The sequence below is a fragment of the Mesoterricola sp. MK458 genome (assembly GCF_055384935.1).
The window spans coordinates 3,722,765-3,734,877 of the sequence record NZ_AP045075.1 but is presented as its reverse complement, the minus strand read 5'-3'; the positions used below and the strand labels follow the sequence as shown (position 1 = coordinate 3,734,877).

General features: G+C 67.2%; 13 protein-coding genes. 6 read left to right on the top strand and 7 right to left on the bottom strand.

The features are described 5' to 3' along the window. The first annotated feature begins 98 nt into the window (after positions 1-98). A complete protein-coding gene (locus tag ACZ5LB_RS16390; RefSeq protein WP_464603277.1) occupies positions 99-1,322 on the top strand; it encodes an MFS transporter in 1,224 nt (407 codons plus the stop codon). A gap of 13 nt (positions 1,323-1,335) precedes the next feature. Here the strand turns inward: ACZ5LB_RS16390 and nuoD are convergent, their stop codons facing one another. From nuoD to ACZ5LB_RS16370, 4 genes are read right to left on the bottom strand one after another with little or no spacing between them, the layout of a single operon-like run. Further along, complete coding sequence (gene nuoD, locus ACZ5LB_RS16385; protein ID WP_464603276.1) at positions 1,336-2,547, bottom strand: NADH dehydrogenase (quinone) subunit D; 1,212 nt, start codon at positions 2,545-2,547, stop codon at positions 1,336-1,338. Next, a complete protein-coding gene (locus tag ACZ5LB_RS16380) occupies positions 2,540-3,037 on the bottom strand; it encodes an NADH-quinone oxidoreductase subunit C (RefSeq protein ID WP_464603275.1) in 498 nt (165 codons plus the stop codon). Before ACZ5LB_RS16380 ends, nuoD begins: the two co-directional genes overlap by 8 nt. Before the next feature lie 4 nt (positions 3,038-3,041). Beyond that, a complete protein-coding gene (locus ACZ5LB_RS16375) occupies positions 3,042-3,650 on the bottom strand; it encodes an NADH-quinone oxidoreductase subunit B (RefSeq protein ID WP_464603274.1) in 609 nt (202 codons plus the stop codon). A gap of 1 nt (position 3,651) precedes the next feature. After that, on the bottom strand, positions 3,652-4,035 hold the full coding sequence (locus ACZ5LB_RS16370; RefSeq protein ID WP_464603273.1) for an NADH-quinone oxidoreductase subunit A: 384 nt from the start codon (positions 4,033-4,035) through the stop codon (positions 3,652-3,654). Positions 4,036-4,120: 85 nt separating this feature from the next. Between ACZ5LB_RS16370 and ACZ5LB_RS16365 the strand changes: the two genes are divergently transcribed. The 3 genes from ACZ5LB_RS16365 to ACZ5LB_RS16355 all read left to right on the top strand — a co-directional run bounded on the left by ACZ5LB_RS16365 (position 4,121) and on the right by ACZ5LB_RS16355 (position 6,759). Next, positions 4,121-4,705, top strand: a complete 585-nt coding sequence (locus ACZ5LB_RS16365; protein ID WP_464603272.1) for an SPOR domain-containing protein — start codon at positions 4,121-4,123, stop codon at positions 4,703-4,705. Further along, entirely contained in the window at positions 4,705-6,177 is a 1,473-nt protein-coding gene (locus tag ACZ5LB_RS16360; RefSeq protein WP_464603271.1) for an HAD-IG family 5'-nucleotidase, read from the top strand. Before ACZ5LB_RS16365 ends, ACZ5LB_RS16360 begins: the two co-directional genes overlap by 1 nt. Before the next feature lie 198 nt (positions 6,178-6,375). After that, complete coding sequence (locus ACZ5LB_RS16355; RefSeq protein WP_464603270.1) at positions 6,376-6,759, top strand: helix-turn-helix domain-containing protein; 384 nt, start codon at positions 6,376-6,378, stop codon at positions 6,757-6,759. A gap of 3 nt (positions 6,760-6,762) precedes the next feature. Here ACZ5LB_RS16355 and ACZ5LB_RS16350 read toward each other — a convergent pair whose 3' ends face one another. From ACZ5LB_RS16350 to folD, 3 genes are read right to left on the bottom strand one after another with little or no spacing between them, the layout of a single operon-like run. After that, complete coding sequence (locus ACZ5LB_RS16350) at positions 6,763-7,800, bottom strand: hypothetical protein (RefSeq protein WP_464603269.1); 1,038 nt, start codon at positions 7,798-7,800, stop codon at positions 6,763-6,765. Between the two features lie 21 nt (positions 7,801-7,821). Continuing rightward, a complete protein-coding gene (locus ACZ5LB_RS16345) occupies positions 7,822-9,009 on the bottom strand; it encodes a DegT/DnrJ/EryC1/StrS family aminotransferase (RefSeq protein WP_464603268.1) in 1,188 nt (395 codons plus the stop codon). Positions 9,010-9,036: 27 nt separating this feature from the next. Beyond that, positions 9,037-9,948 (bottom strand): bifunctional methylenetetrahydrofolate dehydrogenase/methenyltetrahydrofolate cyclohydrolase FolD, encoded by a 912-nt coding sequence (folD, locus tag ACZ5LB_RS16340; RefSeq protein WP_464603267.1) that lies wholly within the window; start codon positions 9,946-9,948, stop codon positions 9,037-9,039. 245 nt (positions 9,949-10,193) lie between these two features. Here folD and ACZ5LB_RS16335 point away from each other — a divergent pair, with 245 nt between their 5' ends. Next, a complete protein-coding gene (locus ACZ5LB_RS16335) occupies positions 10,194-10,760 on the top strand; it encodes a ribosome maturation factor RimP (protein ID WP_464603266.1) in 567 nt (188 codons plus the stop codon). Then, positions 10,748-12,061 carry a transcription termination factor NusA gene (nusA, locus tag ACZ5LB_RS16330; RefSeq protein ID WP_464603265.1) on the top strand — a complete coding sequence of 438 codons (1,314 nt, stop codon included), beginning with the start codon at positions 10,748-10,750 and terminating at the stop codon, positions 12,059-12,061. Before ACZ5LB_RS16335 ends, nusA begins: the two co-directional genes overlap by 13 nt. The last annotated feature ends 52 nt before the right edge of the window (positions 12,062-12,113 follow it).

The following is a 12,113-nucleotide window of genomic DNA, read 5'->3' as shown; positions in this document are numbered from 1 at the left end:
ATCATGCTCCAGGTTACATCCGCCGGGGGATCCCCTGAAATATCGCGGTTCTGGAACCTCCGTCACTCTATAATTTATGAATCGCCGCCTGGAGCATCATGTCCCGCCTTTCCGAGTCCCTGCGCAGCCTGGGGTTCCGCAATTTCCGTCTGTTCTTCACCGGGCAGCTGGTTTCCCTGGTGGGCACCTGGATGCAGAGCGTGGCCCTGTCGTGGCTGGTTTACCGGCTCACGGGCCAGGCGACGCTGCTGGGGCTGGTGGCCTTCGCCAGCCAGGCCCCCATCTTCTTCCTGGGGAGCTTCGGCGGGGTGCTGGCGGACCGGGTGGATCCCCGGCGCATCCTCGTCCTCACCCAGGCCCTCCAGATGGCCCAGGCCTTCCTCCTGGCCGCGCTGACCCTGGCCGGCTGGATCCGGCCCTGGGAGATCATCGTCCTGGCCACGGCCCTGGGGGTCGTCAATGCCTTCGACCTGCCTGCCCGCCAGGTCCTGGTGGCCAGCACCGTGGACCGGGAGCACCTGCCCAACGCCATCGCCCTTAATTCCTCCATCTTCCATGGCTCGCGGGTGATCGGGCCCGCGGTGGCCGGCCTGATGGTCGCCGCCATCGGCGAAGGGTGGTGCTTCCTGGTGAACGGGGTGAGCTTCCTGGCGGCCATCACCGGCCTCCTGAGGATGGACCTGCCCCCCTGGATCTCCCGCAAGGACCATCCGCCCGTGCTGGACCACATCCTGGAGGGCATCCGGTACGTCCACGGGCACCGGGAGCTGCGCCTCCTCTTCTTCCTGCTGGGCGTCGTGTGCTTCGTGGGCATGCCCTATGCGGTGCTGATGCCCATCTTCGCCGACGGGATCCTCCACGGGGGCCCCAAGGCCCTGGGGCTGCTCATGGGCGGGTCGGGCGTGGGCGCCGTCCTGGGCGCCACCCTGCTGGCCGGGCGCCGGCAGATCCACGGCCTGGAGCGGGTCGCCTACCTGGGCGCCACCGCCACGGGGATCGCCCTGGCCGCCTTCGCCTACTCCAAGGTCCTGTGGCTGTCCCTCGTCCTCATCGTCCCCGTGGGCGGCGCCATGGTGGCCCACATGACCAGCAACAACACCCTGGTCCAGGTGCTGATCCCCGATGAGATGCGGGGGCGCGTCATGGCCTTCCACGCCATGGTCTTCACCGCCGCCATGCCCATCGGGGCGCTGGTGGAAGGGCTCCTGGCCACCCACATCGGCGCCCCCGCCACGGTGGCGCTGGGGGGCTTCGGGTGCGTGGTGGGGGCGTGGTTCTTCGCGGTCCGGTTCCCGGCGGGGAAGTTCGAAGGCAGGGCCTGAGGCCCAGCCGGATCTACCGGTCCAGCTCTCCCGCGATGATGTTCATCGCCCCGAGGATGGACACCGCGTCCGCGATGAGCCTCCCCTTCACCTGCTCGTCGAAGCTGCTGAAGATGGGGAAGCAGGGCGGCCGCACATGGATGCGGTACGGCGCCTTGGTGCCGTCCGAAACCAGGTAGAACCCCAGCTCGCCGTTGGCGGCCTCGGTGGCGCTGTACACCTCGCCCACGGGCATGTCGATGCCGTGCATGATGAGCTTGAAGTGGTGGATCAGGCTCTCCATGTGGGTGTAGACCTTCTCCTTGGGGGGCAGGGCGATCTTGTAGTCGTCGATGATGACGGGCCCCGGGCCGATCTCCTTGAGCTTGTCCAGGCACTGGCGGACGATGCGCAGGGACTGACGCATCTCCTCGGTGCGCACCAGGTAGCGGTCGTACACGTCGCCGGTGGTGCCCACGGGCACGTCGAAATCGTAGGTTTCGTAGTCCAGGTAGGGCTGGGCCACCCGCAGGTCCTGGGCGACGCCGGCGGCGCGCAGGCAGGGCCCGGTGTACCCCCAGTTGATGGCGTTCTCGGGGGTGATGGCGCCGACGCCCTTGGTGCGGTCGGCCCAGATGGGGTTGTGGGTGAGCAGGCGCTCCATCTCGTCCACGGCCCGGGGGCAGCTCTCCAGGAACTGCTCGCACAGGGGCACGAACTCGGCCGGGATGTCCCGGAAGAGGCCTCCGATGCGGGTGAAGCTGGAATGCAGGCGCTGGCCGGCCATCATCTCGAACAGGTCGTAGATGGTCTCCCGCTCCTTGAAGAGGTAGAGGAACGCCGTGAAGGCCCCGATGTCCACGGCGTTGATGCCGATGCACACCAGGTGGTCCCCGATGCGGGCCAGCTCGGAGCACAGCACGCGCAGGACCCGGCTCCGGGGCGGATCCTGGATGCCCAGGAGCTTCTCCACCGCGAGGGTGTAGCCCACGTTGTTCATGAGTGAACTGCAGTAGTTCAGGCGGTCCGTGAGGGGGATGAACTGCTGGTAGGTGAGGTTCTCCCCCAGCTTCTCCACGCCGCGGTGCAGGTAGCCGATCTGGGGGGTCGCCTTGACGACGATCTCGCCCTCCAGTTCCAGGACGATGTGCAGGGTGCCGTGGGTCACCGGGTGGGAGGGGCCCATATTGACGATCATGCGATCGGCGTCGGAGGTGCGGGGGGTTTCCACGTTCAGCTCAGCCATTGAGGGATCTCGCGTCGGGGGCGTAGGAGACGCCGATGTCCTGGCTGCAGAAGGCGTCGCCTCCGTCCAGGGGGTAGTCCTTGCGCAGGGGGTGCCCGGGGTAGTCCTCCCACATGATCAGGCGCCGGGGGTCGGGATGGCCGTCGAAGGGGATTCCGAAGAGGTCCGCCACCTCCCGCTCGGACCAGTCGGCCGACTTGAACCGGCCCGTGAGGCTGGGCACGGATTCCTGGTCGGCCACGCGCACCTTGAGGCGCAGGCGCTCCTGGCTCGTGAGGTTCAGGAAGTGGTAGACCACGTCGAAACGGGGATCCCGCTGCCCGCCGTCCACGGCCGTGACGTCCATGAGCTGCTGGAAGCCTTCCCGGTAGATGAAGTCCACCACCCCCAGGAGGGCGGTCCTGTCCACCACGATGGTCTGGTCGCCCCGGAAGGCGTGCCGGTCAAGGATGGCTCCGGGGAGCTGTTCGTCGATGCGTTCAATCACCATGCGCTCACCAGATCTTCTGTTCGCCGTTCTCGCCGGCCGCCAGCACCATCTCCCGGACGACCTGGTAGTTGGTCAGTCCCCGTTCCAGCTGGAGCTTCTCCTGCCGGTCCATGGACGCGTAGAACTGCTCGATGTGCTCCCGGCGAGCCATGAGCGTCTCCTTCTCGATCTTCTTCTGCAGCTGCATGGCGCCGAAGATGATGGACTCGGGCCGGGGCGGGCAGCCCGGCACGTACACGTCCACGGGAACCACCCGGTCGATGCCCTGGAGGGTCGCGTAGGTGCGGTACATCCCCCCCGAGGAGGCGCACACGCCCACCGAGACCACCCACTTGGGTTCGGCCATCTGGGCGTAGACCTGGCGGAGGATGGGGGCCTGCTTGTTGGTGATGGTGCCCAGCACCAGGAGCATGTCGGACTGGCGGGGGGAGAAGCGCAGGGCCTCGGCCCCGAACCGGGAGAAGTCGTAGCGGGAGGCCATCATGGACATGAACTCGATGGCGCAGCAGGCCGTGCCGAAGGGCAGCGGCCACAGGCTGTTCTTGCGGGCCCAGTTCACCACCGCGTCCAGGCGCGTGGTCATCACCGAATCGTCGAGGTTGATCGCGGCCATGTCAGCGCTCCCAATCCAGGGCGCCCTTGCCCCAGGCGTAGACGAACCCCACCAGGAGGGTCGCCACGAAGCTCACCCCGGCCCAGAAGGTCCAGAGGTGCGCCTTGAACTGGACGGCCCAGGGCAGCAGGAAGGCGGCTTCCACGTCGAACAGGATGAAGAGCATGGCCACCAGATAGAACTTGACGCTGTAGCGGTGCCGGGCCCCGGCCTGGAGAGGGGGCGCCCCGCATTCGTAAGGGGTGAGCTTGTGGGTCTTGGGATTCAGGGGTTTCATCAGCCCGGGCAGGATCCAGCCCGACACCACGAGGATCGCCGCCCCCACGATGGCCGAGAGGATGAGCAGGAGCAGGATCGGCAGGAAATACGATACGGGTTCGGTCATGGTGGGTTCCGGGGCGGCGTGGCGCCTCAGAGATCATAGCGTCATCCTCCGGATATTGGCTCCGGTACTCGTTATAATCCCCCCCATGGCCTCCCGCGATTCCCAGACCGTCGTTTTGAGCCGCCAAGCCATCCTCCTGGTGACTGCGGTGGGCGTGGGCCTCCTGACCCTCTGCTACGTGCTGGGCGTCCAGGTGGGCAAGCAGAGCGCGGCCCTGCGCCGGTCCCTGTCCCGGGACACCGGGGAGGAACTGGAGGAGCTCCCCGCCACCATGGCCGAGCAGCTCAAGGCCCTGGAGCAGTCCGGCTCCGGCGCCGGCTTCGAGAAGCCCCAGGAGGCCAAGGCGCCCGAGCCGCCCAAACCGGAAGCCCCCAGGCCCGAGCCCCCCAAGGCCGCGGCGAAGGCCCCCGAACCCGAGGCGAAAAAGCCCGACCCCGCAAAGAAGGATGAAGGACGCTGGACCGTCCAGCTGATCTCCACCCCCGACGCCGCGGAGGCCAAGGCCATGGCGGCAAAGGCCAGGGCCGCCGGCTTCCGCACGGACACCCTCGCCGAGAAGGGCCTCTTCAAGGTGCGCCTGGCCTCCCCCACCCCCCGGGAGGCCGCCGACGCGTCCATGCAGAAGCTGAAGACCCACGGATTCAAGCCCTTCCCCATCAAGGTGGACTGATGAAGAACGTCATCCCCTCCCTGCTCCCCGTTCCGCGCTTCATCGAACTGGGGGAGCAGGTCCGGCTCCCCCATGCCCGGATGGTCTTCCCGCTGCGGAACATCCACTTCCGGGACGTGCGGGCGGTGGGTTTCGACATGGACTACACCCTGAGCCACTACAAGTCCCCGGAGATCGAGGAACTGGCCTACTGCCATTCCGTCCGGCTCCTGGTGGCGGAGAAGGGCTACCCCGCCCGGCTCCTGGACACCCACTTCGATCCCGACTTCGCCATCCGCGGCCTGCTGCTGGACGGGGCCCGGGGCAACCTCCTGAAGCTGGACAGCTCCCGGCAGGTGGTGCGCGCCAGCCACGGCAGCCGTCCCCTATCCCGGGAGGAGGTGGACGCCATCTACGGCCGGAGGCGGCTGGTGTCCCGGGCCGGGGCCTTTCGCAGCATCGACACGCTTTTCGAGATCCCCGAGGCCCACCTGTACGCGACCCTGGTGGACGCCCTGGACGGGGGCGAACTCCCGGGCCTGGACTTCCTTCAGGTCTTCCACGACGTGCGCTGGGCCATCGACTCCGCCCACCGCAACGGGAAGATGAAGGCGGAGATCCTGGCGAACCGCGACCTGTACATCCTCCGCGACCCGGACCTGGCCACGGCCCTGGACCGGTGGAAGCGGGCCGGCAAGAAGCTGTTCGTGGTCAGCAACAGCGAATGGACCTTCACCGAGGGGGTGCTCAGCTTCCTCCTGGACGGCCAGGACCCGGCCCGCCCCCTGTGGACCGACTACTTCGACCTGGTCGTCGTGAGTTCGCGGAAGCCCGCTTTTTTCCTGGAAAGGCCACCGGCCGAGCCGCTTCCCGGGCAAAAGGCGGCCTTTTCGGGCGGTAATGCGCTTTGGATGGAGGAATTGCTGGACGCCAGAGGGGAGGAGATCCTCTACGTGGGCGACCATATCTACGGCGATATCCTCCGGTCCAAGAAGAATGTTTCCTGGCATACCATGCTGCTCATCCCCGAATTGGCCTGGCAGTTGGAGCAACTGGAAGAACAGGCAACCGAATTGCAGGATTTTCTTCGTCTGGAGTCCGCCCGGCGTAAATCGGAGATCCGGGCCTCCCTCCTCGAGAACTTATATAAAAGAAACAGGGAACATCGGCACCTCCTCGCCCCCCGGCTCTCCCCTGAGGCTCTACAAGCCTTGGACTTGGAAGCTAGGGCAATGAAAAGCGAAATTGACGCTTCACGAACCACCACCCAGATCCAGGCCCTGGAAATTGCGAGCCTGGATGCCCGGCTGGAATCCACCTTCAACACCCGATGGGGGTCTATTTTCCGCGATGGGTATGAACAAACCCGTTTCGCAGATCAAATTCAAACGTATGCTTGCGCTTATACCGGGCGAATCAGTAATCTGTACCTGGTAGATCCCTCCACCGCTCTTTATGCACCGGTGCCGACACTCCCGCATGAACGGATCTGACTAGTTTTTCACAGGGACGTTCTTGCCGGCCTTGGAACAAAGCATCATCTCTTTTCATCAAAGGGGAGTGCCGTTGCATAATGTGGGGCATTTAAGTCAATCTTAGGACGACAGATAGGAGTGATCAAATTGAAGCGATTCGATTCCAATTCCGACGCCCCACTCTCCGTCTCCTCGCTCGGAGACCGTATCAAGGCCGTGCGTCTCACCTGGCGATGGTCCCAGGAAGAGATGGCCGAGGCCCTGCGCGTGGACCAGGCCTCGATCTCCTTCTGGGAACGGGACAAGATCAAGCCCTCCGGATCGGCCATCGTGGCCCTGGCCTCGTTGTTCCGCACCAGCACCGAGGCGCTGGAGGAGGGAACGGGATTCCGCATCCCCGACCCCCCATCCCATCCCGAATCCGCCAAGGTGGACCGGGAGTTCCCCCGGAGCGTCAGCCTGCCCGCGGGCAGCGAGGACGTGGTGATGGTCGTGGACCTGGCCGACGGGTCCTCCAAGGGCAAGCAGCTTTCCGAGGCCATGATGAGCCTCGTCCAGGGCGTCAAGGACAGCCGGCGCGTATGGGTGGTCCTGGAATAGCCCCTACTTCATCTCGGCCTTGAATTCCCCCAGCAGCCTCGGGAGCCAGCGTTCGATTTGCCGGCGGAACTGATTCACCATGCCCTCCGGGGAATCCCCCTGGACGATGACGATGGGCACGGTGCGGGTCAGGGGCGCGCCGCCCCCTTCCGCGAGGGTCAACCGGGCCTCCATGCGATAGGTCACGCCACTGTAGACGTCCATGTGGCTGAAGATGAACTCGGGTCCCCGGGCGCCTCCGGAGAAGGCCAGGTCCAGCACCATGTCCGGGTCCAGTTCCCGGGCGATGAGGCCGCAGACGGTGACCTGGGACTTCAGGTAGGACGCCACGCCCGGCGGCAGGTCCACGTTGGAGCGGATGGACATGGCCATCTTCGAGAAATCCACCGGGGGAAGGTCCGCCCGGTTCACCTGGTCCAGGCGGAGATCGACGGCCGCACGCTCGGACTGGAGGGTGGCCCGGAGGTCCGCCCCGACGCCGGTCACGGCCAGCAGGGCGATGGATTCGTCCAGCCGGTCCAGGTCCAGGGTCAGCTTCCGGAGCTTCCACAGGACCTTGCGGCTCGGCTCCGGCCCCAGGCGGGTGCGGACCTCCCGGACGCGCTCCAGACGGCTGGCCAGGCTGGTGCGGGCCTGGGCGAGGTCCAGGTAGGCCAGGGCATACACGGTGCGGGCGCCGGCATCGGTGAAGGTCTGCTCCACCACGAGGCCGGGAAGGTCCTCCGCCCGGGCGCCCACGGTCACCTCCTCCCGCACCACCCGCTCCCCTGAGCCCGCCGCCTGGCCCTCCCGCGTCACCTCCGCGGTGCGGGTGGCGACGCGGGTCCGGCCCTGGACCGTGGCCCGGAGGCGGGTCACCACCTCCAGGCGCGCCCGGTCCGAGGCCCGGGCGATGGCCTGGCCCTCCGGGACCGCCAGGTCCGCGGTGCCAAGGGCATACAGGCGGCCTGACGTTTCCGGGAGGCGTTCCACCCAGGCGGGCCGGGTGGGAGGAGCGGGCTGGAGAACCAGGGAGGCGGCGAGAAGGAGGGCGGCGTGCATGACCATCTCCCCTTATGTGCGCTAATGCGTCAGGACGTGCCGGATGGCCGCCACCACCTGGTCCTGGTCCGCCTCGGTGAGGCCGGGCCACAGGGGCAGGCTCATGAGCCGCTCCCCGCTCCACTCGGTGTGGGGCAGGCCGTCGGCGGGCAGGGCCCCGGGGTGCTCCCGGTAGAAGTCCCGGTAGAAGCTGTGCACGTGGGCGGGCCGGTAGTGGATGCCGGTGCCGATGTTCTCCTCCTTGAGCCGGGCCACGAATTCGTCCCGGTCCATGCCGGCCACTTCGGGCCGGATGCGCGCGACGAAAAGGTGGAAGCAGTGCTGGTGGACGTCGTCGCCGGGCACGGGGAGGACGAGGGCCTCCACGTCGCCGAGCAGGTCCAGGTACCGGCGGAAGAGCTCCCCCCGGCGCCGGTTGAAGCCGTCCAGCTTCTTGATCTGGTGAATCCCCATGGCGGCCTGCAGGTCCATGAAGTTGGCCTTGCGGGCGGGTTCGGTCACGTCGAAGTGGGGGCTGCCCTCCTTGGACTGGCGCTTCCAGGCGTCGCGCTCGATGCCGTGGAACCGCAGGCGCTTGATGCGGGCCTCGAAGGATCCGTCGTGGAAGGCGATGCCGCCGCCCTCGCCGGTGGTCATGTTCTTGTTGGGGTGGAAGCTGTAGACGGAGAAGACCGAGCGGGGGTCGGAGCCGATCTTGCGGCCCCGGTAGCTGGCGCCCATGGCCTGCGCCGCGTCCTCCACCACCCAGAGACCGTGGGCCTGGGCGATGCGCCACACCTCGTCCATGGGAGCCGGCAGGCCCGTGAGGTGCACCGGGATGATGCCCCGGGTGCGCGGGGTGATGGCCGCCTCCAGTTTCGAGGGATCCAGGTTCAGGGTGACCGGGTCGATGTCCACCAGCACCGGCACGCCCCCCTGCAGGAGGACCGTGCTCAGGGTGGACACCCACGTGAGGGCCGTGGTGATGACCTCGTCCCCGGGCCGGATGCCCAGGCACTGCATGGTGATCTCCTGGGCGGTGGTGGCGCTGTTCATGACCAGGCAGTGCGGCACCCCGTTGTAGGCCTGGAGGGCCTCCTCGAACCGGCCCGACTTGGGCCCGGTGGTGATCCACCCGGACTCGATGGAATCGATGATCTCGGCGATCTCCTCCTGGCCCACCATGGGCCGGGTGAAGGGGAGGAACGCCTCCCGTCGGACGTAGGACATGGTTGCTCCGTGAGGTGAGGACTGATTCTAGCGGGCCTGGCAGGCCTGCAGGGTGTTGGCCATGAGGCCGGCGATGGTCAGGGGCCCGACCCCCCCGGGCACCGGCGTGATGGCGCCGGCCAGGGCGGCGGCCTCGGCGAAGCGCACGTCCCCGCAGAGCACGCCGCCCTTCTCCCGCAGGGTCCTGAGCTTGCCGGGGTCCGAAGCGAAGATGACCTCGCCCAGGGCCGGGTCCTCCACGCGGTTGATGCCCACGTCCAGCACCACGGCGCCTGGCTTGATCCAGGACCCCTCGACCATGCCCGGGCGGCCCACGGCGGCCACCAGCAGGTCCGCCTCCCGGCACAGGCCCGGCAGGTCCCGGGTGCGGCTGTGGGCGATGGTGACCGTGGCGTGCTGCTCCAGGAGCATGAGGGCCATGGGCTTGCCCACGATCTCGCTGCGGCCCAGGACCACCGCCCGGATCCCCTTGAGCTCGATCCCGTAGGCCCCGAGCATGCTCATGCAGGCCGAGGGCGTGCACGGGCGAAGGCCCGGAAGGCCTTCCAGCAGGAGGCCCTGGTTCACGGGGTGGAACCCGTCCACGTCCTTGGAGGGGTCGATGCCGTGGAGGGCGCGCTTGGAATCCAGGCCCGGCGGCAGGGGGAGCTGCACCAGGATGCCGTCCACCCCGGGATCGGCGTTGAGCCCGGCGATGACCTCGTCCAGTTCGGCCTGGGGCGTGTGCGCCGGCAGGCGGCGCTCCACGGACCGGATGCCGGTGCGGGCGCAGGCGGCCACCTTGCCCCTCACGTACACGTGGCTGGCCGGGTCGTCGCCCACGATCACCACCGCCAGACAGGGGGCACGCAGGCCGAGGGCCGCGCGGGCCTCCACGGCCCGGGTCACTTCGTCCAGCATGCGTTCCGCATGGGCCTTCCCGTCGAGAATCGTGGTCATGGCGGCGCTCCCGGACTCCATGGTGCCCTCAATCGGCGACCTTGTCTTGGGGCCGGGATGGTTTGTGCCTCAAGGATATTTCGCTTGTTATGCGGCCCAAAGAGCGATATTCTTCTCCGTTGAATTCGGCCTGGATTTTTCCGGGCTCCAGGGCAATCGGTGGAACCCGGCCGCTGCACCCAGAGCTTCGGAAAGCCTTGTCGGGTGGGTTCAGCCCGCCCCAACAGCTTTTAAGGTCACCCCCCATGGATCTGAAGAAACTCAAGGACCCCCTCGAACGGCAGCTGGCGCTGCTGGGCTTCGAGCTGGTGTGCCTGGAGACCGCCAAGGAGGGCCGGGACGACATCCTGCGCCTCTACATCGACCACCTGGACCGGGGACCCGAAGGCGACCGGGCCATCACGCTCGACGACTGCGTGGCCGCCAACGACGGCCTCGTCACCTGGCTGGACGTGGAATTCCCCAGCCTCCGGGAGACCATGAACCTGGAGATCTCCAGCCCGGGCCTCGAGCGTCCCCTCACCAAGCCCGACCACTTCCGCCGGTTCCTGGGCAGGCTCTGCCGCGTGCAGACCGTGAGCCCCATCAACGGCCAGAAGCGCTTCAAGGGATGGATCACCGGCGTCTCGGAGGAGGCCGTCGTCCTTGAGGAGGACAACGCCCTCAAGACCGTGCCCCTCGAATCCATCCAGAAGGCCCGCCTCGCTCCCTTCGACGAGGACAAGGCCCCCCGCCCCCGGCACGCGCCGGAACAACCGACAGCTGCCCGCGTAGAGAAAAGCGCCGGCAAGGAGACCGCATGGCACTCGTAGCAACCAGTTTCTTCGATTCCGTGAAGATGATCGCCGCCGAGAAGGGCATCCCCGAGGAGGACGTGTTCAAGGCGGTGGAGGAGTCCCTCGTCAAGGCCGCGGAGAAGTACTTCCAGGGCTTCGACTTCTACGGCAACTTCCAGGCCCAGATGGACCGGGAGACCGGCGAGTTCCACGTGTACGCCCTCAAGATGGTCGTGCCCGTCGTGGAGGAGGAGGACCTGGAGATCAGCCTCGAGGAGGCCCAGGCCCTGAACCCCGACGCCGCCGAGGGTGACACCCTCTGGCTGCCCCAGGACACCAGCCAGCTGGGACGCATCGCGGCCCAGGCCGCCAAGCAGGTCCTGGTGCAGAAGGTGCGCGAGGCCGAGCGCGACCGCATCTTCACCGACTTCGCCGACCGCATCGGCGAGGTGGTGGTGGGCGAGGTCAAGCGCTTCGAGAAGAGCGCCATCATCCTCGAAGTGGACCGGGTGGAGGCCATGCTCCGGCGCTCCGAGGCCCTTCGCGGCGACCGCTTCGACAAGGGCCAGCGCATCAAGGTGGTCATCTCCGCCGTGGACAAGTCCGCCAAGGACCCCCAGGTGCAGGTGAGCCGCACCGATCCCCGGCTCCTCATCAAGCTCTTCGACCAGGAGGTCCCCGAGATCCACGACGGCACGGTGGTCATCCGCTCCTGCGTGCGGGAAGCCGGTGACCGCGCCAAGGTCGCCGTGCACTCCCTGGACCCCGATGTGGATCCCGTGGGCGCCTGCGTGGGCCTCAAGGGCAGCCGCGTCCAGGCCATCATCCGCGAGCTGAAGAACGAGAAGATCGACATCGTCCGCTTCGACGAGGACAGCAGCCGCTTCATCGCCAATGCCCTCAATCCTGCCAAGGCCCTGCGGGTCACGGTAACCGACCTGGAGCACCGCCGGGTGGAAGTGGTGGTGGACGACGAGCAGCTCTCCATCGCCATCGGCAAGCGGGGCCAGAACGTGCGCCTCGCCGCCAAGCTCACCGGCTGGAACATCGACGTGCGGAGCGAGGCCGAGAAGCGCCGCGACACCGAAGCCGCCATGGGCCAGGCCCTCTCCGAGGCCCCTTCCGTGGAAGAGGCGCCCAAGTCCAAGATCCTTGAGGAGTTGGGACCCATCGAAGGGCTGACCGAAGCCATCGTTGAAAACCTCGCGGCCGCCGGCCATCTGGATATCAAATCCCTGTACACTATGACCGTAGAGCAGCTGCTCGCCATCGAAGGCATGGATCAGGACTTGGCCTTCCGTCTCATCGACGCCGTGCACGCCCGGTTCGGAGAGTAGATCCTGGGCTCCTTCCCGTCATCTCCTCCGCCCCTTCCACCTATCGAGGTAA

Bases quoted from the DNA above. Each gene is read 5' to 3' on its own strand.
- ACZ5LB_RS16390 (WP_464603277.1), top strand. From the start codon at position 99: ATGTCCCGCCTTTCCGAGTCCCTGCGCAGCCTGGGGTTCCGCAATTTC.
- nuoD (WP_464603276.1), bottom strand. From the start codon at position 2,547: ATGGCTGAGCTGAACGTGGAAACCCCCCGCACCTCCGACGCCGATCGC.
- ACZ5LB_RS16380 (WP_464603275.1), bottom strand. From the start codon at position 3,037: ATGGTGATTGAACGCATCGACGAACAGCTCCCCGGAGCCATCCTTGAC.
- ACZ5LB_RS16375 (WP_464603274.1), bottom strand. From the start codon at position 3,650: ATGGCCGCGATCAACCTCGACGATTCGGTGATGACCACGCGCCTGGAC.
- ACZ5LB_RS16370 (WP_464603273.1), bottom strand. From the start codon at position 4,035: ATGACCGAACCCGTATCGTATTTCCTGCCGATCCTGCTCCTGCTCATC.
- ACZ5LB_RS16365 (WP_464603272.1), top strand. From the start codon at position 4,121: ATGGCCTCCCGCGATTCCCAGACCGTCGTTTTGAGCCGCCAAGCCATC.
- ACZ5LB_RS16360 (WP_464603271.1), top strand. From the start codon at position 4,705: ATGAAGAACGTCATCCCCTCCCTGCTCCCCGTTCCGCGCTTCATCGAA.
- ACZ5LB_RS16350 (WP_464603269.1), bottom strand. From the start codon at position 7,800: ATGCACGCCGCCCTCCTTCTCGCCGCCTCCCTGGTTCTCCAGCCCGCT.
- ACZ5LB_RS16345 (WP_464603268.1), bottom strand. From the start codon at position 9,009: ATGTCCTACGTCCGACGGGAGGCGTTCCTCCCCTTCACCCGGCCCATG.
- folD (WP_464603267.1), bottom strand. From the start codon at position 9,948: ATGACCACGATTCTCGACGGGAAGGCCCATGCGGAACGCATGCTGGAC.
- ACZ5LB_RS16335 (WP_464603266.1), top strand. From the start codon at position 10,194: ATGGATCTGAAGAAACTCAAGGACCCCCTCGAACGGCAGCTGGCGCTG.
- nusA (WP_464603265.1), top strand. From the start codon at position 10,748: ATGGCACTCGTAGCAACCAGTTTCTTCGATTCCGTGAAGATGATCGCC.